Source organism: Duganella rivi, from assembly GCF_009857435.1.
GTDB lineage: Bacteria > Pseudomonadota > Gammaproteobacteria > Burkholderiales > Burkholderiaceae_D > Rugamonas > Rugamonas rivi.
Genome location: NZ_WWCK01000003.1, coordinates 91,298 through 117,573 on the forward strand (window position 1 = coordinate 91,298; position 26,276 = coordinate 117,573).

The window sequence follows — 26,276 nt, forward strand, 5'->3', positions numbered from 1 at the left end:
GGTCTGACCCCAGAGGGGTCAGACCCCAGTTCGCCGCAGTGCGGGTTTCACGATTGCCGCATACTGGATCGATATCATGTTACGCAAACTATTTCTGATCGCTTGCCTGTGTTTTGCCCGCGCGGCCTGCGCTGGCATCGCCCCCGGGTTACTGGCGCCGCTGGCCGGCGACGATCCCGACGCCCGCGTTGAAGCCATCGCCAAGATCGGCGCACTGGCCAATGACGACGCCACGCGCCTGCTCACTGCGCTGCAATCCGGCGACGTCTACACCGCGCCAGACGGTAAGCTGTATTTCGTCACCGACGATAAAGCCACCGACGTCGCCACCGGCGCCATCGGCCCGCTGCCCGAAGGACTTGACGGCCTAATGGTCAACAACCGCCTGCGCGGCGCCATTGACGAAGCGCTGTCCGCACTCAAGATGTTCTCCCCAGACCGCGTGCAACGCCTCGCCGCCGTCACCGAACTGCAAAAAAGCGCCACACTCGCACAAGCTCCCCTGATCGAAAAAGCCCTCGGCAAAGAAACCGACGCCGAGGTGCGCGAGTTGCTGCGCCTGGTCGCCGCCACCGCCAATCTCCAATCGCCGGACGTCACAAAACGCCGCAGCGCAGTCGAAGCGCTAGCCGGCAGCAGCAACGCCAGCCTGCGCCCGCAACTGCAAACCATGCTGACCGAAGATCCCGACGCCAGCGTGCGCGTGGCCGCAGCTCAAACACTGCAAGCACTGGACAGCCGCCTCGCTCGCACTGAATTCATCGGCAATGTCTTCTACGGCATCTCGCTGGCAAGCGTGCTGCTGCTAGCGGCGCTGGGCCTCGCCATCACTTTTGGTCTGATGGGCATCATCAATATGGCGCACGGCGAGCTGCTGATGATCGGCGCATACACCACCTACTTGTGCCAACTGGCGTTCCGCCGCTGGATGCCGGACGCGTTGGACTGGTATTTGGCCGCTGCGCTGCCAGCAGCCTTTGTGGTAACGGCGCTAGTCGGCATCGCGCTCGAACGCACCGTGATCCGCTGGCTCTACGGCCGCCCATTGGAAACCCTGCTCGCCACCTGGGGCATCAGCCTGATACTGATGCAAGCCGTGCGCACCATCTTCGGCGCGCAAAACGTCGAGGTGGCGAATCCGGCGTGGATGTCGGGCGGCGTGACGGTGCTTGGATCGCTGGTGCTGGCCTATAACCGCATCGCCATCATCGTATTTGCCGCGCTGGTGGTCGGCGGCGTGTGGCTGATCCTGAATAAAACGCGTCTCGGCCTGTTCGTGCGCGCCGTGATGCAGAACCGCCGCATGGCCGGCTGCGTCGGCGTGTCCACCGCGAAGATCGACATGATGACCTTTGGCCTCGGTTCCGGCATTGCAGGCCTGGGCGGCGTGGCCTTGTCGCAGCTGGGGAACGTCGGGCCAGACCTCGGCCAAGGCTACATCGTCGACTCCTTCATGGTGGTGGTGCTGGGCGGCGTGGGCCAACTGGCCGGCACCGTGATCGCAGCGCTGGGCCTTGGTGAAGCCAATAAATTCCTAGAGCCGGTGGCCGGCGCCGTGCTGGCCAAAATCGCCATCCTGATCTTCATCATCATCTTTATCCAAAAGCGTCCGCAAGGGCTGTTCGCCATGAAAGGCAGGAGCGCTGAATGAACCATCCAACTCTGTTTTCGCGCAAGGCGTGGAGCGGCATCGTTGCCGTCACCGTGCTGCTGGCGGCGCTGCCGCTGCTGAATCTCTTCTTTGCCGACGGCCACGCGCTGCATGTGCCTAGCTACATGGTGAGCCTGATCGGTAAATTCATGTGCTACGCGCTGGCGGCGTTGGCGCTCGATATGGTGTGGGGCTATGCGGGCATTCTGTCACTGGGCCACGGCGTGTTCTTCGCGCTCGGCGCGTACGCACACGGCATGTACCTGATGCGCTCCATCGGCAGGGAAGGCGTGTATCAAAGTGACCTGCCGGACTTCATGGTCTTCCTCGATTGGAAAGCCTACCCGTGGTACTGGAGCGGCACCGACAGCTTCTGGGTTGCGCTGGCGCTGGTGGTGCTGGTGCCCGGCGTGCTGGCCTTCGTGTTCGGCTTCTTTGCCTTCCGTTCGAGGATCAAGGGCGTGTATTTCTCGATCATCACGCAGGCCATGACGTATGCCTTCATGCTGCTGTTCTTCCGCAATAACACCGGCTTTGGCGGAAATAACGGCTTCACGGACTTCAAGCGGATACTGGGCTTTTCGATTAGCGCGCCGGGCACCAAGGCGGCGCTATACCTGATCACGCTACTGGTGCTGGTCGGTGCGCTGCTGCTGTGCCGCTGGATCGTCACGTCCAAGTTGGGGCGCGTGCTGCAAGCGGTGCGCGATTCGGAATCGCGGCTGATGTTCATCGGTTACAACCCACTGTGGTTCAAGCTCTTTGTGTGGACGCTGTCGGCGGTGCTGTGCGGGATTGCGGGCGCGTTGTACGTGCCGCAGGTGGGCATTATCAATCCGTCCGAGATGTCGCCGGCCAATTCGATCGAGATGGTGATCTGGGCGGCGGTTGGCGGCCGTGGCACGCTGCTCGGCCCCGTGATCGGCGCGTTCTCGGTGAATGGCTTGAAAAGCTGGTTCACCGGCGCCTTCCCCAACCTGTGGTTGTTCGCACTGGGTTTGATCTTCATCCTGGTTACGCGCTATCTGCCGCGCGGATTGGCAGGACTGGTACGCAAGGAGCAGGCATGAGTTCCATGAACGACGGGCGCATTGCGCTGCAAGGGCTGGACACCACGCACGGCGCCATCCTGTATCTGGAAGAGATCAGCGTGGTGTTCGATGGTTTCCGCGCGTTGAACAAACTGAGTCTCGATATCTCGGTCGGTGAACTGCGCTGCATCATCGGGCCGAATGGCGCGGGCAAGACCACCATGATGGACGTAATCACCGGCAAAACGCGGCCGACTTCCGGCACGGCCTTCTTCGGCCAGACCATGGACTTGAGCCGCATGAGCGAGCATGAGATTGCGCATGCGGGCATCGGCCGCAAGTTCCAGCGTCCTACCGTGTTTGAACAGCACACGGTGTTTGAGAATCTGGAACTGGCGATGAAGATGGACAAGCGCGTGCGGCCTACGCTGTTTGCTCGCCTGTCATCCGAGCAGCGCGGCAAGATTGAAGAGATCCTCAAGCTGATACGCTTGAATGGCAGCGAACAGCGCCTGGCGGGCTTGCTGTCGCACGGCCAAAAGCAGTGGCTGGAGATCGGCATGCTGCTGATGCAGGAGCCGCAGTTGATCCTGCTGGATGAACCTGTAGCCGGTATGTCTGATGCCGAAACCGCGCGCACGGCGGAACTGCTGAACGAATTGCGTGGCAAGCACTCCATCATGGTGGTCGAACACGATATGGCCTTCGTTACCGAGATCGCGCAGCAAGGCGTAGTGACAGTGCTGCACGAAGGCTCCGTGCTGGCGCAAGGCCGCATGGACGAAGTGCAGGCCGATGAACGGGTAATCGAAGTCTATTTGGGACGCTAACGCTATGCTGCAAGTCGAAAAAATCAACCAATACTACGGTGCTGCGCATACCTTGCGCGGCGTGTCGATGGAACTGGAGAAGGGCAAGTGCACGGCGCTATTGGGCCGCAATGGCGTCGGCAAAACCACGCTGCTGAAATGCCTGATGGGCGTACTGCCTGTATCTGCGGGCAGCGTGAAGCTGGAAGGGCGCGACATCACCAGGCTCGCGCCACACCAGCGCGCGCGGGCCGGCATCGCCTACGTGCCGCAGGGCCGCGAAATTTTCGCGCGCCTGACGGTGGAGGAGAACCTGTTGATGGGCCTCGCCACGCATAGCGGCAAGAAGGCGCACACGATCAAGGGCGAAGTCTACGAACTATTCCCGGTGTTGAAAGAGATGCTGCACCGGCGCGGCGGCGACCTGTCCGGCGGCCAGCAGCAGCAGCTGGCCATCGCCCGCGCACTGCTGGCGGAACCGAAACTAATCATCCTCGATGAGCCTACCGAAGGCATCCAACCTTCCATCATCAAAGATATCGGCAACGTCATCCGCCTGCTGCGCCAGCGCGGCGATATGGCCATCCTCCTGTGCGAACAATACTTCGACTTCGCCCACGAGCTAGCCGACCAATTCATCGTCCTCTCGCGCGGCGAAGTAGTCGCCTCCGGCGCGCAGGCTGCCATGAATGACCCGGAGGTCAAGCGCCACTTGGCGGTCTGAAGTTGTTTGCACCCATCATGACAAGTCCTTATTTGAGTGGTGGCTGGTTTTGCGCATATCGTCCGAGGATTTCGCCCTTGGCCAGCACGTGGCCCTGGATCGCTTGCAACAGCTGATCCCGATCTGCTCCCCATCCCAAGGGTAGTAAGCTGTCCAGCGCGAAAATCTGGACGTGATAGTGATGTGGTGGATCACCGACTGGCGGACGCGGCCCGAAGTAGCCTATCGAGCCGCGCGTGGTGCGCCCTTGCAGGACGCCATCTGGCTGGGTTAGGTGCGGCTGTTCTTGCAGGCCTTCGGGCAGGCTCGTGACGCCGGCGGGGATATTCCACGCCAGCCAGTGCACGAACGGTTTATTGGGCGCGTCTGGATCTTCCATGATGATGGCGTATGACCTGGCCGGCCGGGCCTATATGCACTCTGTGCGCACGCTAACTCAAATCCTAAACCACCTCGCCGCGCGTTCCGTTAGGCCGCGAACAGACCTGCGGCACCGCCACAGTAAGCTCTTTATCTATTGAGATTAAAGGAGCCATTATGTCGATCCAGTTCGCCAGCGACACCGACCACGCCGCCACTGTCAAGGCAGCCCTACATTCCCAACAACACGCACCATTTCCGCTGACCATCAGTCAGCTGTTCTTGCGCAACAATCCTCAGCAACGGGCCGAGTTGCTCAATCAACTGCTGGCCAATGTGAGCCCGGACATGCGCGCCGCCTTGGCCGGCAGCATCGGTAGCTTCAGCGACGACGGCACGCATCCGCACATCACGCCCGAGCAAACGGAGCAGATCGCTCCCGCGCAGGTCGAGGAGATCGCGGCGACGGCGGAACAGCACTCGCCCGGTGTGATAGCGCGTCTTCAGACCATGGCGGCAGACGTCGGCACCGAATTCTGAGCCGCAACTAACCGAGGTGGAGTCGAAAGCTCGGTGGAGGTTTGTACCAGACCTACCACTCAAATCAACCAAGGATTTACTAGATTTAGTCCTATGTGATTAAAATCTTTGATATTCCGTGTGGCGAGTCGCGCTTGATGTGATAGGCATATTGCAGCGATTTGGCCATCCGCCATGCTTATCGGTTGGCCAATTTTTTCGCGCTTGGTAACTAGCTCTCCGTAGCAAACCGCTGCCGCTTGGTCGTACGGGAGCACGCGTCCCGAAAGTTCTTCGTTAAGCATCGCTTGAAATGCTGCTTGCAATGAGGACTTGCGCCTGCCGTCGGGGAGGCGGGTAATGCCGTGCTGAATTTCTCCCACTGTGATTGCGGTAATGGCGATGTCGGTGATGGTCTCGATATACTCTAGGACGTTGTCATCCGGTGTCGAGCGCATTAGCTCCGACAGGACGTTGGTGTCCATGATCATCATTTTGGTAACTCGGCCGGGATTGCCGGTTGGTCACGGGCGGGGAGCTCTAATTGGGACGTGTCGATATTTGCGAAACGCTGGCGGATGCGCTGACCTAAGCCCGGGCTGTTGTTTGATGGCGTTAATGCTAACTGGAGAAGGGTGCGGGCGTGATCTTCGGCCGAGCGTTTGTGCAGCGCGGCTGCTTTCTGCAGGCGTTCTTTCAGTTCTTCATCAACTTGTATCGTGAGTGGTGACATAGGGCCTCCGCGTGTCGGCTACAAGCTTATGCTAGCACGAATCGCTTAGCGCAGCAGGCCGATGGTGCAGGTGGTGGCGTAGAGGAGCAGGCCGATCAGGCCGCCGACCAGGGTGCCATTGATGCGGATGTACTGGAGGTCTTTGCCGATATTGAGTTCGATCTGGTCGGCCATGCCTTTGTCGTCCCAGGCTTTGACGGTGTCGCTGATGTGGCGCGTCAGGAAGCTGGAGAAGGCCGGCGCCAGCGTGCGCGCCATGCCGGCCAAGTGCTGGTTGAGCGACGCGCGCATGTCGGGATGCGTGAGCAGTTCTTCGCTCAGCCACGCGCTGGCTTGCGTGACGCCGGCGCTGAGGCGCGATTCCTCGGCCGTAATGTCGGCTTTGATCCAATCGCGCACGCTGTGCCACAGATCCAGCGTGTAGCGGTTGAAGGTGTCGCTGTCGCGCAGGTAGCGCTTGAAGTCTTCGCCCTTGGCGATGAAGGCCGGATCCGATTGCAGCCGCACGGCGAAGTTCTGCACCATCTCATCGAAGCGCACGCGCAGCTTGTGGTCTTTGTCGGCGGCGACGTTTTCCATGATGCTGTTGAGCGTATTGGCGATCATGACCGCGCCGTTTTCGCTGATCCATTCGGTCGGCAGCACCAGTTCCATTGCTGCGTGTTCGCGTTTGAGCCAGCTGGTAATCAGCTCCGCCATCACCTGCCGCGTGGACGGCCGATTCAGCAGGCCGATCAAGGCGCGCATTCCATCATCCAGCAGTTCCTGGTGGCGGCCATCCTTGGTCAGGCCCGTAATGACAGTGCCCAGCGCTGGCGACATATCGAGTTTGCCGATGGCGGCGTGCAGCGCGTCTTTCAGTAGTTGCTGGATGCGCGCATCGTCGGCGGTGGCGAGAATTTCAGGCACCAGCTTTGCCAGATACGCGGCCAGATAGCTGCGGTTGGCGGGCTCCTTCAGCCAGTCTGCCACGCCGGTGGCGGGATCGGTTTTGAGTATGACTGCGGCCAGCGCTTCCGGCTTGAGGAATTTCTCGTCCACGAAGCCGGCCAGATTGTCGGCAATCCGCTCTTTGTTTTTCGGGATGATCTCGGTGTGGCGCGACACGAACGGAATCGGCACGCGGCGGAACAGGGCGACCACCGCAAACCAATCCGCCAGCGCGCCGACCATGGACGCTTCCGCCACCGCCTTCACGCCGCGTATCCAGATATTCTGCGGCGCCAGCGAGGCCGCGACGAACACCAGCGCCGCAGTCGCCAGCAGCATCAGTGCCAGCCGCTTGGCTTTGCGGAGTTCAATCTCTTTGCTCATTGGTGGTTCTTGAAGAAGTTGCGGGCGATGTTGTCGATTTCGCCGGTGCGCTTCATCTGGTAGATGGCGTTGTCGAACTGCTTGGCGAAGTCGCTCTTGTAGGTGAACTTGCCGTTATCGCGGTCGGTGAAGCCAAGGAAGCCTTGCTCCACCGCGATCACCGTCGCTTCGGCCATTTCTGCGTGCGCGCCGCCTTCATCCAATTTGCCGTGCGCCTTCAGTTCATTGCGCGTCCACTGGATCGACACGCGGTCGTTGATGTAGCAGTCGATGCGCTTCATGCCCAGTTTGAGGATATTCGTCTCGCTATCCTTGCCTTCTTCCATGCGCAGCTGGCCGGCGCGCACGGCTTTTTCAAACGCCTCGCCGCCGACGATGAAGCCGGCATTGTTGCCGATGGTGAGGCCGTAAAAATCTTCCGGCCAGCGCCTGCGCGGCTTGGCCGCCAGTACGTCCTTGCGGCACACGGCCACCACGCGCTCTTCATACAGCGGCAATGAATACGGCCAAGTCCACGGTTCGTCCTTGGTGTTCATGTAAGGCGGATAGAGCGCAAAGCCGGCGCCGGATTTGATTAACGCCATGCCGCGCTTCCATGGTACGGTTTGCACCTCGATTTTGTAGCCGTGCATATGGCCGAAGGCGGCGCGCACGATTTCGTAATACAGGCCGGCAGGCTTGCCGTCTTTTTCGTAGGAGTAGGGAGGGTAGCCGGCGTCGGCGTAAATGGTCACGGGGATGTCGGCCGCCATGGCAGCCGCACCCCACAATGCGGAGATGCTGAGGATAAGCCGGGTTATAACCACGCCGTTGCCTGAGTCGTTAATCGGATGCCCAACCAGGACATCCTATCACGATAGTGATTTACTAGGAACCCGCTCCCGCGCGGATCTTGTTCAGTGCTACAGAGGCGGCCGACGTGCGCGTTTCTACACCCAGTTTAATGAACACGTGCTCCAGGTGCTTGTTGACGGTGCGCGGGCTGGTGCCGAGGATGTCGCCGATGTCGCGGTTGGTCTTGCCTTTGATGACCCAGTTCAGCACCTCCGATTCGCGCTGGGTGAGTTTGAAGCCAGCCATCAGTGCTTCGATCAAGCCAGCGTCGGATTCTTCGCGCAGCACGATCATCCACTGTTCGTTTTCGCTGAATTCGGCGGCGGAGAAAATCAAACGGCGGGCGCCTTGGGTGAGCGTTAGCGGTGGGTGCGATTGGCCTTTGCTGTGCGCCGTTTGCGTCGCTTGCAGCCATGCCGGTAGTTCGGCGTCCACCATGTAGCCTTGCATTAGCGTGCGCGCCAGCGGCGTTTGCCAAACGATTTTGCCGTCGCGCGGCGTCATGGCGATGACGGCGTTGCCGAAGGCGTCCAAGGCGCTGCGGGCCTGATCGACCAGCCGCGCGGTTTGCATGTGCGACGAGATGCGCGCCAATACTTCGCTGGTGCGCAGCGGCTTGGTGACGTAGTCGTTGCCGCCAGCTTCAAACGCGGCGACTACGTGTTCCGCTTCCGTCAGGCCGGTCATGAAGATGACCGGGATGTGGCGCGTGGCGAGGTTGGCTTTCAGGTGGCGGCAGGTTTCAAAGCCGTCCATGCCGGGCATGATGGCGTCCAGCAGGATGATGTGCGGCTGCGCTTCGGCGGCGCGCAGCAGGGCCGCTTCGCCGTTGTTCGCCACCAGCACGGTGTAGCCGGATTCGTCGAGCGCGTCGTGCAGCACGGCGAGGTTTTCCGGGATGTCGTCCACGACCAGCACGACGCCGGCGTCAGGATTGAAGTTCATTGGTTTCTTTCACAAAGTCCGCCATCGCGTCGAGCTGGAAGTGGGCGGCGAAGTTGCGCATGGTGTTCGCGAACTGCGGATAATCGGCTTCGATCTCGTCGAGTTTTTTCTGGATGCCGCGCACGTAGCCGATGCGGATTAATTCGCGCAGCGCGGTCATGATGTCTTCCGGCGGGAAGACCAGTTCCAGCGGTATGGCCGGCGTTTCGGCAGGCTCGCGCGCTTGCGTGATCCATTCCAGCGACAGGCGCGCGCCGATCCAGTCCAGCAGTTCGTTGAGGTTCACCGGCTTGATGAAGAAGTCTTCGGCGCGGATGGCGGCGGGATTCTCCATGCCTTTATCGAAGGCGTTGGCGGAAACGATGGCAATCGGCGTGATCGACATTTCACGGCGGCGCAGGATGTAGCTGGCTTCCCAGCCGTCCATTCCGGGCATGGCGAGATCCATCAGGATCAGGTCAGGCTTGAAGGTGGCGTACAGGTCGAGGCATTCAAGACCAGTTTCCGCCTGCGCGACCTCGAAGCCGAGCGGTGTAAGGATGTTGAGCAGCAGCTCGCGGTCTACCTGCTCGTTGTCGACCACCAGGATGCGACGGCGCGGGCCGTGGTAGCCGGTGCGCTGTAGCTGGGCATCGCCTCGGCGAGCGTTGACCGGGTCGACGCCGCCACGCGCGTGCACGCTAGGCAGGAACAAACGCACCTGGAATGTGCTGCCGCGCGGTGTGGTGCGAACTTTGAGTTCGCCGCCCATCAACTGCGTCAGCATGCGCGCGATCGGCAATCCGAGGCCGGTGCCGCTGGCATTGGCGTGTGCGCTGGCGCTGCCGCGCGAGAACGGCTCGAAGATGTGGTCGATCTCCTCTTGCAGGATGCCGGGGCCAGTATCTTCAATCTCAAACGACGCCATCTCGCGCGCATACTGCAAGCGCATGACGATACCGCCGTGGCTGGTGAACTTGACCGCGTTGCCCAGGATGTTGATCAGAATTTGCCCCAGCCGCTTGCGGTCGGCGCGCACGCATTGCGGCAGGCTGCCGGTCAACTCGTAGCGGAAGCTCAAGCCCTTGTTGGCCGCTTGCAGTTCAAACATGCGCACCACCTGGCCGATGAAGTCGGGGAAGTCCAGCTCCTTCATATCGAAGTGCAGCTTGCCGCTTTCGATGCGGGCAATATCGAGCGTGCCTTCGATCAGCGACAACAGGTGCTCGCCGCTGTTGCGGATCACGCGCACGGCTTGCTGGCGATGCGCGGGAATCGCTGGATCGTTGTCCAGCAACTGCGCGTAGCCGAGAATGGAATTCAACGGCGTGCGGATCTCGTGGCTGATGCCGGCGATGTAGCGGCTCTTGGCCTGATTGGCCAAGTCGGCAGCTTGCTTGGCTTGCTGTAGCTGGGCGTCGGTCTGCTGGTGCAGCTCGATTTCGCGTGTCAGTAAGCCGGTTTGGCGATTCGATTCTTCCTGCGCCACGCGGCGGCTTTCGCTGGTCAGCACCAGCCACCATGCGACGATGCCGCTCAACAGCAGCAGCGCCGCAAATACCTTGAAGAACACCAGCTGCAACTGCGGCAGTAGCGCGGCATCAGGCAGCACCGATTGCTCATGGTAGTAGATCAGCCCAAGTAACGCTCCTAGCGACAGTACGGTCACGATCATCAGCAGCAGGTAGTGTCCCAGTCCGCTGCTCAAGTAGCGCCACAAGGATTGCGGCAACAATGCGCGCATGGCTTCCTGCCACTGCACGGCCACGCGCGCGTGCGGCTTGCAGGTATCGTTGCAGCGCGCATCGAGGCAGCAGCACAGCGAGCAAATCGAGCCCTGGTAGGCCGGGCAGTGCGCCATGTCATCGGCCTCATATTCTTTTTCACAGATCACGCAGGTCTTGCTGTGCACATGCTCCGGCTGGCGAGCCACGTAGTATTTGCCGCGCGTGGCGATGGCGATCAATGGCGACGCCACCAGTGCCGTCAGCAGAGCGATGAAGGCGGAGAAGGCCTGCGCCTGCGCGCCGAACGTGCCCATGAAGGCAGCCACGGAGAGCGCTGACGCCAGCAGCATCGCGCCCACGCCGACCGGGTTGATGTCGTACAGGTAGGCGCGGCGGAACTCAATCCCTTTCGGGCTAAGGCCCAGCGGCTTGTTGATGACGAGATCCGCCACCACCGCCGTAATCCACGAGATGGCGACGTTGGAGTACAGGCCAAGCACTTGATCCAGCGCCTGGAACACATCGAGTTCCATCAGCAGCACCGCGATCAGCGCATTGAACACCGCCCACACCACGCGCCCCGGATGGCTGTGCGTCAGGCGCGCGAAGAAGTTAGACCATGCCAGCGATCCAGCGTAGGCGTTGGTCATATTGATCTTCACCTGCGACACCACCACCAGCAGCGCCGTCGCCGCCAGCGCCGCTTGCGGATGAGAGAACACCAGCCCAAAGCCAGCCAGGTACATATGCGTTGGATTGACTGCCTGCTCCAGAGGCATGGCGCTGCTGATGCAAAGCCACGCCAGCAGCGCACCGCCCAGCATCTTGGCGATGCCGAGCAAAATCCAGCCCGGCCCCGCCATCAGCACGCCGAAATGCCAGCGCAGCCGGTTGTCTTTGGTTTGCTGCGGCATGAAGCGCAGGAAGTCGACCTGCTCGCCGATCTGCGTAATCAGCGCCACGCCCACCGCCGTCGCTGCGCCGAACATCAGCACATTGAAGTGGCCGTGCGTACCTTCGCGGCCGGCGTAGTCGAGCAGCTGCGCCGGCAGTTCCGGGCGCTTGAGGAAAATCGCGATGAAGGGCAGGGCCATCAGAATCAGCCACACCGGCTGCGTCAGCATCTGAATGCGCGAGATCAGCGTCACGCCGTGCGTCACCAGCGGGATCACCGCCAGCGCGCTGACCATGTAGCCTATCCATAGCGGCAGGCCGAAATACAGCTCCAGCGCGTAAGCCATGATGGCCGCTTCCAGCGCAAACAATATGAAGGTGAACGAGGCATACACGAATGACGAGATGGTCGAGCCGATGTAGCCGAAGCCGGCGCCGCGCGTCAGCAAATCCATATCGACGCCGTAGCGCGCCGCGTAGTAGCTGATCGGCAGGCCGGTGAGGAAGATGATCAGCCCAACCGCCATGATGGCCCACAGCGCGTTGATAAAGCCGTAGTTGACGGTAATGGTGCCGCCGATCGCCTCCAGCACCAGAAACGAAATCGCCCCGAACGCCGTGTTCGACACGCGAAACACCGACCAGCGCCGGAAGGCGCGCGGCGTGTAGCGCAGCGCGTAATCTTCGATGGTCTCGTTGGCCACCCAAGTGTTGTAGTCGCGGCGGATTTTGACGATGCGCTGGGTCGTGGTCATAAAAAAAGCAGCTAGTGAACTAGCTGCTTTTTAAGCAAGTTACATGCCCATCACCGGCAATTAGCCGAAGCGCTGCTTGCTGGAGTTGAGCTTGTCGAGCAGGCGCTTGAGTTCTTCTTCCATCATCGGCGACAGGTTGGAGAACTGGCAGCCGATCTGCACCTGCTCGCCGAGCAGGAAGGAGCGGAAGGTGCGCGACAGGCGCACTTCAAGGTCGGCAATCATCACCGAATCCGGGCCCAGTTCCAGCCGCACGCGTTGCAGCTTGCGGCCCACGTGCAGGCCAACCGCATCGCGCGGCGCCGCGCGCATGCCAACGCCGCCGGCCGAGAAGTCGTACAGTTGCAGCTCGTACGGCTTGCCGTTCAGGACGAAGGACGCCATGTAGTACACGCCGAGCGGCGTTTCCAGCCGCGCCGACGAGCGGCGGTTCAGCACCAGGCACTTGAGCGGGAATTCCAGATTCAGCAGGGTCGGCTGTTCCGGCAGCGACGGCCACCCGTCCGAACTGAGCTTGAACTGGATCTTGGCCGAGCGCAGCCACGCCACGAAGGTCGCTTCTCCGGGCGGCAGGAATTCGCCCTCGTTCAGCTCCAGCACGAAGTAGGGATTTTCCGGGTCGACCGATTTAATCCGCGCCATCACCACGTTGGTGGACGAGGCCGGGTATATCGAGATCGGCTCACCGGAATCGGCCAGCAAGGTCAGAGCATCACCGATGTCATGTTCATCGGTCATCTCGTGGGGTTTCGAACCCGACGCGATTGGCTCCACAGCGTCTTTTAGGGTGGGAGGCCCGCGTCGAAATTCATTTGGTATTGGATCGTTCACGACGGCATATCTCTTTGATAATGACTTCTACAATGCGAGGTCGATCTACGCAGTTTACAGCGGATTCAAGTTTTTGGCTTGCAAAAAGGCAAGAATATTTGATTTCTTGTGGTTCAGAAGCGCTCATCGGGGCGCAAATAGCGCCATTGGCCCACTGGCAGGTCGCCCAGCTTTACTTTGCCGATGCGAACCCTTTTCAAACCTACAACTTTCAAGCCCACCATTTCGCACATGCGGCGGATCTGGCGCTTCTTGCCTTCTTTCAGCGTGAAGCTGAGCTGGTCGTCGTTTTGCCAGCGCACCTTGGCCGGCAGCAGCGGCTTGCCGTCCATCCACAAGCCGTGGTTGAGTTTTTTCAGGTCGCTGTCGGGCAGCTTGCCCGGCTTGGTGTACTCGACGCGCACCAGGTATTCCTTGTCGACCTCGGTGGTTTCGCCAATCAAATGCTTGGCAACGCGGCCGTCCTGGGTCAGCACCAGCATGCCGACCGAGTCGATGTCCAGGCGGCCGGCCGGCACCAGCGAGCGCAGCTGCGTCGGGTGGAACAGCTCCGGCGACGGGTCTTCCGGCCAGCGGTTTTCCGGCTTGATCAGCACCACCGCAGGCTGGTAGCCGTCCTCGGCCTGGCCGCTGACGTAGCCCATCGGCTTGTTGATGATGATGGTGACGCGCTTCGATTGCTCGGCGGCGGCCTGGCGCTCGACCGTGACTTTCTGGCTCGGGTAAATCTTGGTGCCCAGCTCGGAGACGACCTTGCCGTCCACGCGAACCCAGCCGCGCGCGATCCATTCGTCGGCCTCGCGGCGCGAGCACAGGCCCAGTTCGGACATGCGCTTGGACAGGCGGAGTAATTCTTCAGACATTGTGTAGCTCTTTTTAAAATTCTTGTAAAACGACAGGTTAAACCTTGATGGCGTCCAGCAGGTCGGTTTCCAGCTGGATCTGGTTGCGGGCGTTGCTCAGCGCCGCGCCGTCGATCAGGAACACGTCTTCCACGCGCTCGCCTAAGGTCATCACCTTGGCTGTGTGCAGGTTGATCTTGTACTTGGTCAGCACGTTGGCAATCGAGTACAGCAGGCCGGTACGGTCATTGGCCGCCACCGACAGCAGGTAGTATTGTCCACGTTCATCCGGCCGCAAGTCGACTGTCGGTTGGATAGGGAAGGTGCGCGACAGGCGCGACAGGCGGCCCTTGCCCGGCGCCGGCAGCGGCTCGGGCGTGGTCAGCAGGCCGCATAGCTCGTGTTCGATCAGGCTGATGATGTCTCGGTAGCTCTTGGCGAAGTTCTGCTCGGTGACCAGGAAGGTGTCCAGCGCGTAGCCGTGGCGCGTGGTGTGGATCTTGGCGTCAAGGATGGAGAAGTTCTTGCGGTCGAAATAGCTGCAAATGCGCGCGAACAAATCCGGCTGATCTTTGATGTAGACGGCGATCTGCAAACCTTCGCCGATCGGCGCCAGGCGGCACTTGACCACCGGCTTGTCGCTGTTGAAGCGATCGTACAGGGCGCGCGTTTGCCAGGCGATGTCGGAGGCGTCGTGGCGCAGGAAGTAGGCCACGTCCAGTTGTTTCCAGAACGGCTCGTGCGCGTCGGCTTCCAGGCCGTACAGGCGCAGCGTGGCCAATGCCTCTTGCTGGCGGTTGCGCAGTTCGTTGTCGGCGCTGTGCGGTTCGCCGCCCAAAACACGCAGGGTGATCTTGTACAGGTCTTCCAGCAGCTTGGCTTTCCACGCGTTCCAGACCTTCGGGCTGGTGCCGCGTATGTCGGCCACGGTCAGCAGGTACAGGCCGGTCAGGTGGCGCTCGTCGCCGACCAGCTTGGCGAACGCCTGGATCACGTCCGGGTCGGACAAGTCCTGCTTCTGCGCCACTTGCGACATGGTCAGGTGGTTCTCGACCAGGAACACCACCAGCTCGGTATCTTCCTCGCTCATGCCGTGTTCGCGGCAGAACTGTTCGGCGTCGGCCATGCCGAGCTTGGAGTGGTCGCCGCCGCGTCCCTTGGCGATGTCATGGAACAGCGCCGCCAGGTACAGCACCCACGGCTGCGGGAAATTGGCCATCAGCTGGCTGCAGAATGGGTATTCGTGCGCGTGCTCGGCCATGGTGAAGCGGCGCATATTGCGCACCACCATCAGGATGTGCTGGTCCACCGTGTAGACGTGGAACAGGTCGTGCTGCATCTGGCCGACGATCTTGCGGAAGTTGGGCAGATAGCGGCCCAGGATCGACAAGTCGTTCATGCGGCGCAGCGCGTGGATGATGCCGACCGGCGCCTGCATGATGCGCAGGAACAGCGCGCGGTTGACCGGATCGGCGCGGAACGCCGCATCGATCTGGAAGCGGTCGTGCCACAGCGCGCGGGTGGCGCGCGCGGTCATGCCCTTGATCGACGGCCGCTCGGTCATCAGCAGGAAAATTTCCAGCATGGCCGACGGCGTCTTTTCAAACGTGTCGTCCTCGGCGATGTCGATCAGGCCGTTGACGTCGTTGAAGCGCTCGTTGATGCGTACCGCCTCGCCCGATTTCGGGAACAGGCGTTCTTCAATGTTTTGCAGCAGGATGGTGTTCAGCTGCGTGACGGTCTTGGCGGCCCAGTAGTAGCGCTGCATCAGGTATTCGCTGGCGCGGCGCATGTGGACGCCGTTGCCGGTGGCGCTCAGGCCCAGCGATTCGGCAATTGCGGTCTGCACGTCGAACACCAGACGGTCTTCGCGGCGGCCGGCGTGCAGGTGCAGGCGCACGCGGATGTCCTTGAAGGCGCGTTCCTTTTCCATCAGCTGCTTGGCCTCGGTCTGCGTGATCAGGCCACTGGTGGCCAGCGTGCGCCACGAATTGGCCAGGCCGGCGGCTTTCACCAGCCACAGGATTACCTGCAGGTCGCGCAGGCCGCCCGGGCTTTCCTTGCAGTTCGGCTCCAGGCTGAAGGCGGTGTCTTCATACTTGGCGTGGCGCTGGCGCATTTCCAGCACCTTGGCGTGGAAGAAGGCGCGCGGATCCATGGCGGCGTTGTAGCGCGTTTCCAGTTGCTGGAACAGCTGCTCGTCGCCGCAGATGATGCGCGCTTCGAGCAGGCTGGTTTGTACCGTGATGTCGGCCGCCGATTCGCTCAGGCACTCGTCCACCGTGCGGATGCTGTGGCCGATTTCCAGGCCCAGATCCCACAGCAGTTGCACCAGCTCTTCCAGCTTTTCCGTGGTGGCGGGGTCGGGCGACTGCTCCAGCAGGATCAGCAGGTCGACGTCGGAGTAGGGGAACAGCTCGCCGCGGCCGTAGCCGCCGACGCCGATCAGCGCCGTGTTGTCCGGCAGGCCGGCCGCGTGCCACGCCTCGGTCAGCACCGCGTCCACCGACTGGCGCAAGCTGCGCAGCAGTTTCTCCGGCTTGCCGTCTTCCTTGAAGCCGGCAATCACCACCTGGCGATCCGCCTTCAGCTGGCGCTTCAGTTGCTCGCGCAGTTCCTTCTTCATCACGGCCGCGTTCACGGGCTTAGGCTGCTTTAGCGGCGCCGGTGATGAACGCCGGCGGCGGCGGGCTGCCGGCCGACAGCGTCAGCACTTCGTAGCCGGTGTCGGTCACCAGGATCATGTGTTCCCACTGCGCCGACAGGCTGCGATCCTTGGTCTTGATCGTCCAGCCGTCGCCCATTTCGCGGATTTCGCGGCGGCCGGCGTTGATCATCGGCTCGATGGTGAAGATCATGCCTGCTTCCAGCTTGATGCCGGTGCCTGGGCGGCCGTAGTGCAGCACTTGCGGCTCTTCGTGGAACACCTTGCCGATGCCGTGGCCGCAGAACTCGCGCACCACGCTGTAGCCGGCTTTCTCGGCGTGCTGCTGGATGGCGTGGCCGATGTCGCCCAGCGTGGCGCCCGGCTTCACTTGCTGGATGCCCAGCCACATGCACTCGTAGGTGACGTCGGACAGGCGCTTGGCCATGATCGACGGCTCGCCGATGAAGAACATGCGGCTGTTGTCGCCGTGGTAGCCGTCCTTGATGACGGTGATGTCGAGGTTGACCACGTCGCCGTTTTTCAGCACTTTGTCGCCGGGAATGCCGTGGCAGATCACGTCGTTGACCGAGGTGCAGATGGCTTTAGGGTAGGGCGTGTAGCCCGGCGGGCAGTAGTTCAGCGGCGCCGGGATGGTGCCCTGGACGTTGACCATGTATTCGTGGCACAGGCGATCCAGTTCGCCGGTGGTGACGCCGGGTTTGACGAAGGGGGTGATGTAGTCCAGCACCTCGGAGCCGAGGCGGCCCGCAATGCGCATGCCTTCGATATCTTCGGCGGTTTTAATGGAAATAGACATATTGGATCGCAATCTGCAAAGTAAACGGTGAACACGCCCGGCGCGCCACCGGCCCGGAGGCGGTAGCGCGCGGCGTGCAATATGTCGAAATTATAAACGACGGCGGGGGTGTCGTGCGGCAGTCTCGGCGGGGGCTTATTTGCCCGCTTTGGCGCGGCGGCGCGCCGCCCAGCCGACCAGGCCGAGGCCGGCCAGCAGCATGGCCCAGGTATCGGCTTCCGGCACGGCCGACACCTGCGGCGGCAGCAGTTCTTCGTCGGCCGGGCCGAAGCCGTTCAGGCCGCGCGTGCCGAACGAGCCGACGCGCACTTTGTCGGCCGCTTCGGCCAGTTCTTCCTCGGTCATCAGCTCCGAGATTTGCGCCAGCTGGTCGAGGGTGCGCTGGTTGCCGCTCTGGCGATCAGGGTGCTTGAGTTCGTCCAGTGCCGGGTCGTCGCGCTGCGGTGCATCGGCCAGGCCGAGGTCGGCAAATTCCACCGGCCCCTCCATATCGCGCCCTTGCTTGCCGGCCGGCGCCGGGGCGGCGGCAGTGGCTGCGGCGGCGGCGGCAGTGCGGTTGATGCGGCTGACGTTGCCGCAAATGCGCGGCACCAGGATGCAGTGCTGCTCGACGCAGTAGACCGCTGCCGGCTCGGCGCGGTTTTCGCTCCACTTGTCGCGAGTCACGCTGGCGCAGACTGACTGTTTGCCGAAGTGCATGTCGCGGATCACCGGGTCGTACTGGTATTTGCCGGCGATGTTGTCGCGGGTGATGCTGACTTTGTCATCCGACAGATGTTCTTGCAGGCGGCGCTTGAGGGTGCTGCGCACGGCTTCCGGGATATCGGTGTAGCGGTCGATGGCGGCGGCAGCGGTGCCGGTGTACGGGTTGTGGCCGGGATTATCCCACGAGCAAGCGGGTTGGACGCTGGTGGCGGCGGCAAGTGTGACAGCTAGCAATAAGGGCATGGGGAATCTCTCAGGCTAAAACGCTATCGCATGGGTTGGGCGCGGCGAATAATTAATTAAATGAAACTATGTTTGTGCAGAATCATATTACATTTTCTGCATCAATAGTCATCGCCATAGGAAATATTTAATGCCTCGCACCATTGCAGTGCGATAATTTGCAACACTATCAAGTTGCTTGCACCGGCCCGGGGCGTCCGCCTCATAGGGGAAATGCTTGCCCAAGCGCCTGTTTTCGAGGTAGAATCTCGGGTTGCTTGGATTTGATCCGGGCAATGTTGTAAATTCCGTTAATTTAAACACGCGAATCCGGTCGACAAGGGTGCCTGCTAGGTGACTGATCGGATTCCAGAACTAACCCTGGAGTAAATTATGTCCGTAACTATGCGCGAAATGCTGGAAGCCGGTGTCCACTTCGGCCACCAAACCCGTTTCTGGAACCCAAAGATGGCGCCGTTCATCTTCGGTCACCGCAACAAGATCCATATCATCAACTTGGAAAAGACGATGGGTATGTATCAAGAAGCGATGAAGCACGTGAAACAGGTTGCCGCTAGCCGTGGCACCATCCTGATGGTTGGCACCAAGCGTCAAGCACGCGATATCATCGCTGCTGAAGCCCAGCGCGCAGGCGTTCCTTATGTTGACCAGCGTTGGCTGGGCGGCATGCTGACCAACTTCAAGACCATCAAGACCTCGATCAAGCGCCTGAAAGACATGGAAGCCGCTCTGGAAGACGGTTCGGTTGAGAAGCTGTCGAAAAAAGAAGCGCTGATGTTCCAACGCGAAATCGTCAAGCTGCAAAAATCGATCGGCGGCATCAAAGACATGGGCGGCGTTCCTGACGCAATCTTCGTCGTTGACGTTGGCTACCACAAGGGCGCCATCACCGAAGCCGCTAAACTGGGTATCCCAGTGATCGGCGTGGTCGATACCAACCACTCGCCAGAAGGCGTGCAGTACGTCATTCCAGGCAACGACGACTCGTCGAAAGCCATCACTCTGTACGCCCGTGGCGTGGCAGATGCGATCCTGGAAGGCCGTTCGGCCGCAGGCGCTGAAGTTGTTGAGCTGGTGAAAGCCGCAGCCGGCGACGAATTCGTCGAAGTTAGCGAACAGGCTTAATCGTTCCTGACAGGCTGTAAGAAAAAAAGGGGTGGCCAACAGCTCCCCCTTTTTTTTGACATAAGCACCCCCACCGAATACTGAATACCGAATACAGGAGAAACACATGGCAGCGATTACTGCAGCAATGGTAGGCGAACTGCGCGCGAAAACTGACGCGCCTATGATGGAATGCAAAAAAGCACTGACCGAAGCCGAAGGCGATATGGGTCGTGCGGAAGAGATCCTGCGCGTCAAGCTGGGTGGCAAGGCTGGTAAAGCAGCAAGCCGCATCACCGCTGAAGGCGTAGTGGCTACCTTCATCGCCGGCGGCGTAGGCGCGCTGGTTGAAGTGAACTCGGAAACCGACTTCGTTGCGAAAAACGACGACTTCCTGGCCCTGGCGAACACCGCCGCGCGCCTGGTTGCGGAAAAGAACCCAGCCGACGTAGCTGCCCTGCTGGCCCTGCCAGCCGGCGACGAAGGCAAAACCCTGGACGAAGTGCGTTCGGCACTGATCGGTAAAATCGGCGAAAACATGTCGATCCGCCGCTTCCAGCGTTTCGAAACCACCGCCAAGCTGGCATCGTACCTGCACGGCGCCCGTATCGGCGTGATCGTTGAATTCGACGGCGCGGACGAGCAAGTGGGTAAAGACGTAGCGATGCACATCGCTGCAATGAAGCCAGTATCGCTGTCGGCTGACCAGGTTCCTGCAGAACTGATCGAAAAAGAGCGTTCGGTAGCCCAGCTGAAAGCGGACGAAGATGCAGCAGCTGCTGTGGCCGCTGGCAAACCAGTACAGCCTGCCGACATCGTCGCCAAGCGTCTGGAAGGCTCGGTACAGAAGTACCTGAAAGAAGTATCGCTGCTGAACCAGGCTTTCGTGAAAAACGACAAGCAATCGATCGAGCAGATGCTGAAAGAAAAATCGACCACCGTTAAAGCCTTCACCATGTACGTGGTAGGCGAGGGCATCGAGAAGAAAGTAGACGACTTCGCAGCAGAAGTGGCCGCTCAGATGGCCGCTTCCAAAGGAGCGTAATAAAAGAAAACGGGCCGGAAGGCCCGTTTTTTTAAGCCCGCAGCAGTGCCCGGCGCCGGGCGAGGTATGATAGGCGCCGGCAGACTTACCCTGAACAACCCCATTATTTAGGAGCCCCGTCTCATGTCCAAACCAGCCTATAAGCGCGTCCTCCTCAAATTGTCCGGCGAAGCCCTGATGGGCGATGATCCTTACGGCATCAACCGCGCCACGATCGAACGGACGGTGGCCGATGTGGCCGAGGTCGCGAAACTGGGCGTGGAACTGGCGATCGTCATTGGCGGCGGCAACATCTTCCGGGGCGTAGCGCCCGGCGCACAAGGCATGGACCGCGCAACTGCCGACTACATGGGCATGCTGGCCACCGTGATGAACGCGCTGGCACTGGCTGACGCGATGCGTCACGTCGGCATTACCGCGCGCGTGATGTCGGCCATCGGCATCGAGCAGGTGGTCGAGCCGTATGTGCGCCCGAAAGCGCTGCAATATCTGGAAGAAGGCAAGGTCGTGGTGTTCGCGGCCGGTACCGGCAACCCGTTCTTCACCACCGATACCGCAGCGGCGCTGCGCGGCTCGGAAGTGAGCGCGGAAATCGTGCTGAAGGCCACCAAGGTCGACGGCGTCTACACCGCCGATCCAAAGAAAGATCCGAACGCCACGCTGTACAGCTCGATCAGCTTCGACGAAGCGATCGCCAAGCACCTGCAGGTCATGGACGCCACCGCGTTTGCGCTGTGCCGCGACCAGAAACTGCCGATCAAAGTGTTCTCCATCACCAAGCCAGGCGCGCTGATGCGCGTGATCATGGGTGAGGATGAGGGTACACTGGTTCACGTTTAATTTTCAAGATAACAGGAGAGCAGCAATGTCCGTAGCTGACGTTAAAAAGAATGCGCAAGACCGCATGGCCAAATCGCTGGAAACCCTGCGCGGTAATCTGGCCAAGGTTCGTACCGGCCGCGCCCACGTAGGTATTCTGGATTCCGTGATGGTTGAGTACTACGGTAATCCAACCGCGCTGAACCAGGTCGCCAACCTGACCCTGGTGGACGCCCGCACCATTGGCGTGCAGCCGTTCGAAAAGAAAATGGCTGCTACCATCGAGAAGGCCATCCGCGACGCCGACCTGGGCTTGAACCCGTCGGCCCAGGGCGACATGATCCGCGTGCCGACCCCGCCGCTGACCGAAGAGCGCCGCAAGGAAATGGTTAAGCTGGTCAAGAGCGAAGGCGAAGATTCGAAAGTTGCCGTGCGCAACATCCGTCGCGACGCCAACGAGGGCTTGAAAAAGCTGGTCAAAGACAAGGCCATCTCGGAAGACGACGAGCGCCGCGGCACCGACGACATCCAGAAACTGACCGATAAAGCCATCGTCGATATCGACAAGATGCTGGCTGAGAAAGAAAAAGAAGTTCTGACGGTGTAAACCCATAGACGCCAGCGACTGATCCAGCACCTCGTCCTAGGGGTCTGACCCCGTACGGGGTCAGACCCCGCCGCAGGCCGGTTGCCGGGTTGGGCTGGCGTCTTGTCTTTTCGGCCAACACCTGCAATACTTTATACTTTGGCACCAACGTTTTCATGAAATATACGAGTTCGACTACCGAGGTTCCAGACGCACCTGCCGTGCCACGCCACGTGGCCATCATCATGGACGGCAACGGCCGCTGGGCCACCAAGCGCTTCCTGCCGCGCGTAGCCGGCCACGCCAAGGGCGTGGATGCCGTGCGCACCGTGGTCGAATCCTGCGCCCGCCGCGGCGTTGAGTACCTGACCCTGTTCGCCTTCAGTTCGGAAAACTGGCGCCGCCCGGAAGAGGAAGTGTCCCTCCTGATGCGCTTGTTCGTGACCGCGCTCGAACGCGAAGTCTCCAAGCTGCACAGCAATAACATCCGCCTGCGCGTAGTGGGCGACCTGAGCCGCGCCGACGAGAAGCTGCAAGGCATGATCGCCGCCGCCGAGCGCAAAACCGCCGCCAATACCCGCATGACCCTGACCGTGTGCTTCAACTACGGCGGCCGCTGGGACATCATGCAGGCCGTCGGCGAGATGGTCAAAGCCCATCCGGGCGCAACCGGCTTCACCGAAGAGCAATTGGCGCCGCACCTGGCCATGGCCTACGCGCCCGAGCCCGACCTGTTCATCCGCACCGGCGGCGAGCAGCGCATTTCCAACTTCCTGTTATGGCAGCTCGCGTATACCGAACTGTTCTTCACCGACACCTACTGGCCGGACTTTTCCGCCGAGTGTCTCGACGAGGCGATCGCCTCCTACCAGCACCGCGAGCGGCGTTTCGGCCGCACCGGCGCGCAACTGGCTGAAAAGACAAACTGATGCTGAAAACGAGGATTATTACCGCTGTGGTCTTGCTGGCGGTGCTGCTGCCAGTCCTGTTCTTCAACTATTTTCCCGCGTTTGCCCTGGTGGTGACGCTGTTTGTCGGCGCCGCCGTGTGGGAGGGCGCGCGCCTGTTCGGCATCGGTGAGAGCAAGGCCCGCGTGGCCGGCTTTGTCGGCGGCGCGCTGTTCGTGGCGCTGATGTACTCGGCCAAGCCGGGTTCGGTCAACGCGCTGTACGGCGTGGCCGCGCTGCTGTGGATCATCCGCTATGCGCCCACCTTGGGCCTCGGCCTGCCGCAACTGGGCGGCGCGGCTAACTGGTCGCTGGCGATTACGTTTACCTTTGCCGTGTTTGCGGCCTTCTTTGCGATTGTCGGCCTGTACCTGCATTCGCCGCTGTATCTGCTGTCGGTGATGGTGCTGGTGTGGATTGCCGATATCGGCGCCTACTTCTCCGGCAAGGCCTTCGGCAAGCGCAAGCTGGCGCCGACCATCTCGCCGGGCAAGTCGCGGGAAGGCGCGATTGGCGGCGCGATTGCCGTGTTGGTGATCGCCTCGGTCTCGGTGCTGCTGGCTGGTGCTGGCGACACGGGCGCCGCGCCATGGCTGCAGGACACCTTCTCGTACAAGCTGCACGCCCGCTTCGGCTGGGGCCTGACCCTGTTGATCCTGCTGGTGATCGTGATGTTCTCCGTCATCGGCGATCTGTTTGAATCCGCGCTCAAGCGCCGCATCGGCTTCAAGGACAGCAGCAACCTGCTGCCCGGCCACGGCGGTGTGCTCGACCGCGTGGACGCGCTGATCCCGGTGCTGCCGATGGCGGCGCTGGTCACGTCCTGGATCTGAAAGAATCATCATGCAACGTATTACCGTTTTAGGCGCAACCGGATCGATCGGTGTCTCCACGCTGGACGTGGTGGCGCGACACCCGGATCGCTATTCCGTCTACGCGCTGTCGGCGCATAGCCGCGTTGACGAACTGGCTGCGCAGTGCGTGCAGTTCAAGCCTGCGCGCGCGGTGGTCGGCACTGCCGCCGCTGCCGACCGCCTGGCCGCGCTGCTGCGCGCCGCCGGCGTGAAGACCCAAGTAGAGTGGGGCGAGCAAGCCCTGTGCAGCATCGCCAGCGCGCCGGAAGTCGATAGCGTAATGGCCGCCATCGTTGGCGCGGCCGGCCTGGCGCCGACGCTGGCCGCAGCGCGCGCCGGCAAGAAAGTCCTGTTGGCGAACAAGGAGGCGCTGGTGATGTCCGGCCAGCTGTTCATGGACGCGGTGCAGGAATCTGGTGCGGTGCTGCTGCCTATCGACAGCGAACATAACGCCATCTTCCAATCGATGCCGCAATTCGGCGGCCGCGTGCCGGCCGTGCGCGACGCCGCCGCTGGTGTCGCCAAGATTCTGCTGACCGCATCGGGCGGCCCATTCCTGACGCGCGACGTCGCCACGCTGGACGCGGTGACGCCGGAACAGGCTTGCAAGCACCCGAATTGGTCGATGGGCCGTAAGATCTCGGTCGATTCGGCCACCATGATGAACAAGGGCCTGGAAGTGATCGAGGCGCACTGGCTGTTCGGCGCACCGGCCGACCAGATCGAAGTGGTGATCCACCCGCAGTCGGTGATCCACTCGATGGTGTCCTACGTCGACGGCTCGGTACTGGCGCAGCTGGGTAATCCAGACATGCGTACGCCTATCGCTCACGCCTTGGCCTACCCGGAGCGCATCACCTCCGGCGTAGCGCAGCTGGACTTGACCCAGGTCGCCACCCTGCAATTCGAGAAGCCGGACTTCAACCGCTTCCCGTGCCTGGCGCTGGCGTTCGATGCCCTGCGCGCGGGCGGCACCGCGCCTGCCTTGCTGAATGCGGCCAACGAAGTGGCGGTGCAAGCCTTCCTCGATTTGAAAATCGGCTTCCGCCAGATCGACCGCGTGATCGCCCATGTGGTGGACGCGCTGCCGCACGGCGACACCCACAGCATCGAAGCGGTGATGGCGCAAGACGCCGCCGCCCGCGCCGCTGCTGAAACCTACATCGCCAGCCTGACAAAATGAACTTCCTGCAAACCGCGCTGGCGTTTGTCGTCTGCCTCGGCTCCCTGATCGTCTTCCACGAATTGGGGCACTACCTGGTGGCGCGCTGGTGCGGCGTGAAGGTGCTGCGCTTCTCGGTCGGCATGGGCAAGGTGGTGTGGTCGCGCCGTTTCGGCCCGGATCAAACTGAGTGGGCCATCTCGGCGTTGCCGCTCGGCGGCTACGTCAAAATGCTGGACGCGCGCGAAGGCGAGCTTGCCGGCCTCCCGGAAGCGGACTTGAAGCGCGAGTTCACGCGCCAGAACGTCTGGAAGCGCATCGCCATCGTGGCTGCCGGCCCGGCCGCCAACTTCCTGATCGCCATCGTGCTGTTCGCCGGCCTGTTCATGCACGGCATTGAAGAGCCGAGCAGCAAAATCAGCGTCACCGCCAACAGCAAGGCCGCGCAAGCGGGCCTGCAAAGCGGCGACGTGATCACCGCCATCAACGACCAGCCGGTGCAGGTATGGTCGGAACTGCGCTGGCAGTTCATCCAGTCCGCCATCGACAAACACGAGCTGCGCCTCGCCGTCGAACGCGCAGGGCAGGGCCGCGTGGCCGCCACCTTGCCGGCCGATGCATTGGCCGGCCTTGATCTGGAAGGCGACGTGCCGGCCCAATTGGGCGTCGGCATCTCTCGCCCAGCGCCGGTGGTGCAGCAAGTGATGCCGGGCAGCCCAGCCGAACGCGCCGGCCTGCGTGAGGGCGACCTGCTGATCGCGGTAGATGGCACGCCGGTCGCCGACGGCATCGCTTTCATCGACATCATTCGCGCCTCGGCCGGCAAGACCGTGCAAGTGGACTTGCAGCGCGCCGGCCGGCCGCTCACGCTCAGCATGGCGCCGCAGGCGGAACAAGCAAAAACCAGCAAAGGAACTGTAACAGTCGGTAAGATCGGCGCTTACGTCGCGCTGCTGCCCGATATGATCAACGTGCCTTCGTCGCCCGGGGCGGCACTCGGTAAAGCGGTTAGCAAGGTCTGGGATACTTGTACGATGACGCTGAAAATGATCGGCAAAATGATCACCGGCGAAGCTTCGCTAAAGAACGTCACCGGCCCGATTACGATTGCCGATTACGCAGGGCAGACCGCGCGGATGGGCGTGGCAAGCTATTTGAGCTTCATTGCCTTCATCAGCATTAGTTTAGGTGTTATGAATTTGCTGCCGATTCCCGTTCTGGATGGCGGGCATTTGCTGTATTATTCGCTGGAAGTTTTAACTGGGCGTTCTGTACCGGAGCGCGTCGGAGAGATAGCGCAGCGTTTGGGCATGGGTTTATTACTGACCCTGATGCTGCTGGCGGTCTTTAACGACGTGGCCCGGTTGTTGTAGCAGTTCTCGTTGATTTAGCCATTAGA

At 61.4% G+C, this 26,276-nt stretch carries 24 protein-coding genes and 1 pseudogene; 13 read left to right on the forward strand and 12 right to left on the reverse strand.

What is annotated here, in order from left to right; genetic code table 11:
- Nucleotides 1-76: 76 nt before the first annotated feature.
- From urtB to urtE, 4 genes are read left to right on the forward strand one after another with little or no spacing between them, the layout of a single operon-like run.
- Complete coding sequence (urtB, locus tag GTP45_RS09090; protein WP_161013563.1) at nt 77-1,651, forward strand: urea ABC transporter permease subunit UrtB; 1,575 nt, start codon at nt 77-79, stop codon at nt 1,649-1,651.
- A complete protein-coding gene (urtC, locus tag GTP45_RS09095; protein WP_161013564.1) occupies nt 1,648-2,721 on the forward strand; it encodes an urea ABC transporter permease subunit UrtC in 1,074 nt (357 codons plus the stop codon). The genes urtB and urtC overlap by 4 nt, the downstream gene beginning before the upstream one ends.
- Nucleotides 2,718-3,512: an urea ABC transporter ATP-binding protein UrtD gene (gene urtD, locus GTP45_RS09100; RefSeq protein ID WP_161013565.1), complete on the forward strand. Its 795-nt coding sequence runs from the start codon at nt 2,718-2,720 to the stop codon at nt 3,510-3,512. Before urtC ends, urtD begins: the two co-directional genes overlap by 4 nt.
- 4 nt (nt 3,513-3,516) lie before the next feature.
- Nucleotides 3,517-4,215 carry an urea ABC transporter ATP-binding subunit UrtE gene (gene urtE, locus GTP45_RS09105; protein WP_161013566.1) on the forward strand — a complete coding sequence of 233 codons (699 nt, stop codon included), beginning with the start codon at nt 3,517-3,519 and terminating at the stop codon, nt 4,213-4,215.
- Nucleotides 4,216-4,243: 28 nt separating this feature from the next.
- On the opposite strand, the pseudogene GTP45_RS09110 reads toward urtE, so the two are convergent.
- Nucleotides 4,244-4,603: pseudogene (locus tag GTP45_RS09110) on the reverse strand (YbhB/YbcL family Raf kinase inhibitor-like protein); the annotation flags it as partial.
- Between the two features lie 149 nt (nt 4,604-4,752).
- Here GTP45_RS09110 and GTP45_RS09115 point away from each other — a divergent pair.
- On the forward strand, nt 4,753-5,115 hold the full coding sequence (locus GTP45_RS09115; protein WP_161013568.1) for a hypothetical protein: 363 nt from the start codon (nt 4,753-4,755) through the stop codon (nt 5,113-5,115).
- Nucleotides 5,116-5,174: 59 nt separating this feature from the next.
- Here the strand turns inward: GTP45_RS09115 and GTP45_RS09120 are convergent, their stop codons facing one another.
- The 11 genes from GTP45_RS09120 to GTP45_RS09170 all read right to left on the reverse strand — a co-directional run bounded on the left by GTP45_RS09120 (nt 5,175) and on the right by GTP45_RS09170 (nt 18,360).
- The gene (locus GTP45_RS09120) at nt 5,175-5,579 is read right to left on the reverse strand and encodes a type II toxin-antitoxin system VapC family toxin (protein ID WP_229258392.1); all 405 of its coding nucleotides are present in this window, start codon (nt 5,577-5,579) and stop codon (nt 5,175-5,177) included.
- A 5-nt stretch (nt 5,580-5,584) separates the two neighbouring features.
- A complete protein-coding gene (locus tag GTP45_RS09125; RefSeq protein WP_161013570.1) occupies nt 5,585-5,827 on the reverse strand; it encodes a FitA-like ribbon-helix-helix domain-containing protein in 243 nt (80 codons plus the stop codon).
- Between the two features lie 45 nt (nt 5,828-5,872).
- Complete coding sequence (locus GTP45_RS09130) at nt 5,873-7,141, reverse strand: DUF445 domain-containing protein (RefSeq protein WP_161013571.1); 1,269 nt, start codon at nt 7,139-7,141, stop codon at nt 5,873-5,875.
- Entirely contained in the window at nt 7,138-7,893 is a 756-nt protein-coding gene (locus GTP45_RS09135) for a substrate-binding periplasmic protein (RefSeq protein WP_161013572.1), read from the reverse strand. Before GTP45_RS09135 ends, GTP45_RS09130 begins: the two co-directional genes overlap by 4 nt.
- A gap of 115 nt (nt 7,894-8,008) precedes the next feature.
- Nucleotides 8,009-8,920 (reverse strand): response regulator transcription factor, encoded by a 912-nt coding sequence (locus GTP45_RS09140; protein WP_161013573.1) that lies wholly within the window; start codon nt 8,918-8,920, stop codon nt 8,009-8,011.
- Complete coding sequence (locus GTP45_RS09145; protein ID WP_161013574.1) at nt 8,904-12,275, reverse strand: hybrid sensor histidine kinase/response regulator; 3,372 nt, start codon at nt 12,273-12,275, stop codon at nt 8,904-8,906. The genes GTP45_RS09140 and GTP45_RS09145 overlap by 17 nt, the downstream gene beginning before the upstream one ends.
- A gap of 60 nt (nt 12,276-12,335) precedes the next feature.
- Nucleotides 12,336-13,013, reverse strand: coding sequence for a flagellar brake protein (locus GTP45_RS09150; RefSeq protein WP_161013575.1), 678 nt, complete (start codon nt 13,011-13,013; stop codon nt 12,336-12,338).
- 206 nt (nt 13,014-13,219) lie between these two features.
- Nucleotides 13,220-13,969: a pseudouridine synthase gene (locus tag GTP45_RS09155; RefSeq protein WP_174821647.1), complete on the reverse strand. Its 750-nt coding sequence runs from the start codon at nt 13,967-13,969 to the stop codon at nt 13,220-13,222.
- A gap of 37 nt (nt 13,970-14,006) precedes the next feature.
- Nucleotides 14,007-16,574, reverse strand: coding sequence for a [protein-PII] uridylyltransferase (locus GTP45_RS09160; protein WP_161014163.1), 2,568 nt, complete (start codon nt 16,572-16,574; stop codon nt 14,007-14,009).
- A gap of 19 nt (nt 16,575-16,593) precedes the next feature.
- Nucleotides 16,594-17,412 (reverse strand): type I methionyl aminopeptidase, encoded by an 819-nt coding sequence (gene map, locus GTP45_RS09165; protein WP_161013576.1) that lies wholly within the window; start codon nt 17,410-17,412, stop codon nt 16,594-16,596.
- Between the two features lie 135 nt (nt 17,413-17,547).
- On the reverse strand, nt 17,548-18,360 hold the full coding sequence (locus GTP45_RS09170) for an MHFG family PEP-CTERM protein (RefSeq protein WP_161013577.1): 813 nt from the start codon (nt 18,358-18,360) through the stop codon (nt 17,548-17,550).
- 372 nt (nt 18,361-18,732) lie between these two features.
- Here GTP45_RS09170 and rpsB point away from each other — a divergent pair, with 372 nt between their 5' ends.
- From rpsB to rseP, 8 genes are all read left to right on the forward strand, one after another.
- Nucleotides 18,733-19,485: a 30S ribosomal protein S2 gene (gene rpsB, locus GTP45_RS09175; protein ID WP_161013578.1), complete on the forward strand. Its 753-nt coding sequence runs from the start codon at nt 18,733-18,735 to the stop codon at nt 19,483-19,485.
- Between the two features lie 106 nt (nt 19,486-19,591).
- Nucleotides 19,592-20,509 carry a translation elongation factor Ts gene (gene tsf, locus GTP45_RS09180; RefSeq protein WP_161013579.1) on the forward strand — a complete coding sequence of 306 codons (918 nt, stop codon included), beginning with the start codon at nt 19,592-19,594 and terminating at the stop codon, nt 20,507-20,509.
- A 123-nt stretch (nt 20,510-20,632) separates the two neighbouring features.
- The gene (pyrH, locus tag GTP45_RS09185; RefSeq protein WP_161013580.1) at nt 20,633-21,349 is read left to right on the forward strand and encodes a UMP kinase; all 717 of its coding nucleotides are present in this window, start codon (nt 20,633-20,635) and stop codon (nt 21,347-21,349) included.
- A gap of 25 nt (nt 21,350-21,374) precedes the next feature.
- On the forward strand, nt 21,375-21,935 hold the full coding sequence (frr, locus tag GTP45_RS09190) for a ribosome recycling factor (RefSeq protein WP_161013581.1): 561 nt from the start codon (nt 21,375-21,377) through the stop codon (nt 21,933-21,935).
- 155 nt (nt 21,936-22,090) lie between these two features.
- Nucleotides 22,091-22,843, forward strand: a complete 753-nt coding sequence (gene uppS, locus GTP45_RS09195) for a polyprenyl diphosphate synthase (RefSeq protein ID WP_161013582.1) — start codon at nt 22,091-22,093, stop codon at nt 22,841-22,843.
- The gene (locus GTP45_RS09200; protein WP_161013583.1) at nt 22,843-23,694 is read left to right on the forward strand and encodes a phosphatidate cytidylyltransferase; all 852 of its coding nucleotides are present in this window, start codon (nt 22,843-22,845) and stop codon (nt 23,692-23,694) included. Before uppS ends, GTP45_RS09200 begins: the two co-directional genes overlap by 1 nt.
- A gap of 10 nt (nt 23,695-23,704) precedes the next feature.
- Nucleotides 23,705-24,898 carry a 1-deoxy-D-xylulose-5-phosphate reductoisomerase gene (ispC, locus tag GTP45_RS09205; RefSeq protein ID WP_161013584.1) on the forward strand — a complete coding sequence of 398 codons (1,194 nt, stop codon included), beginning with the start codon at nt 23,705-23,707 and terminating at the stop codon, nt 24,896-24,898.
- Complete coding sequence (gene rseP, locus GTP45_RS09210) at nt 24,895-26,250, forward strand: RIP metalloprotease RseP (protein WP_161013585.1); 1,356 nt, start codon at nt 24,895-24,897, stop codon at nt 26,248-26,250. The genes ispC and rseP overlap by 4 nt, the downstream gene beginning before the upstream one ends.
- The last annotated feature ends 26 nt before the right edge of the window (nt 26,251-26,276 follow it).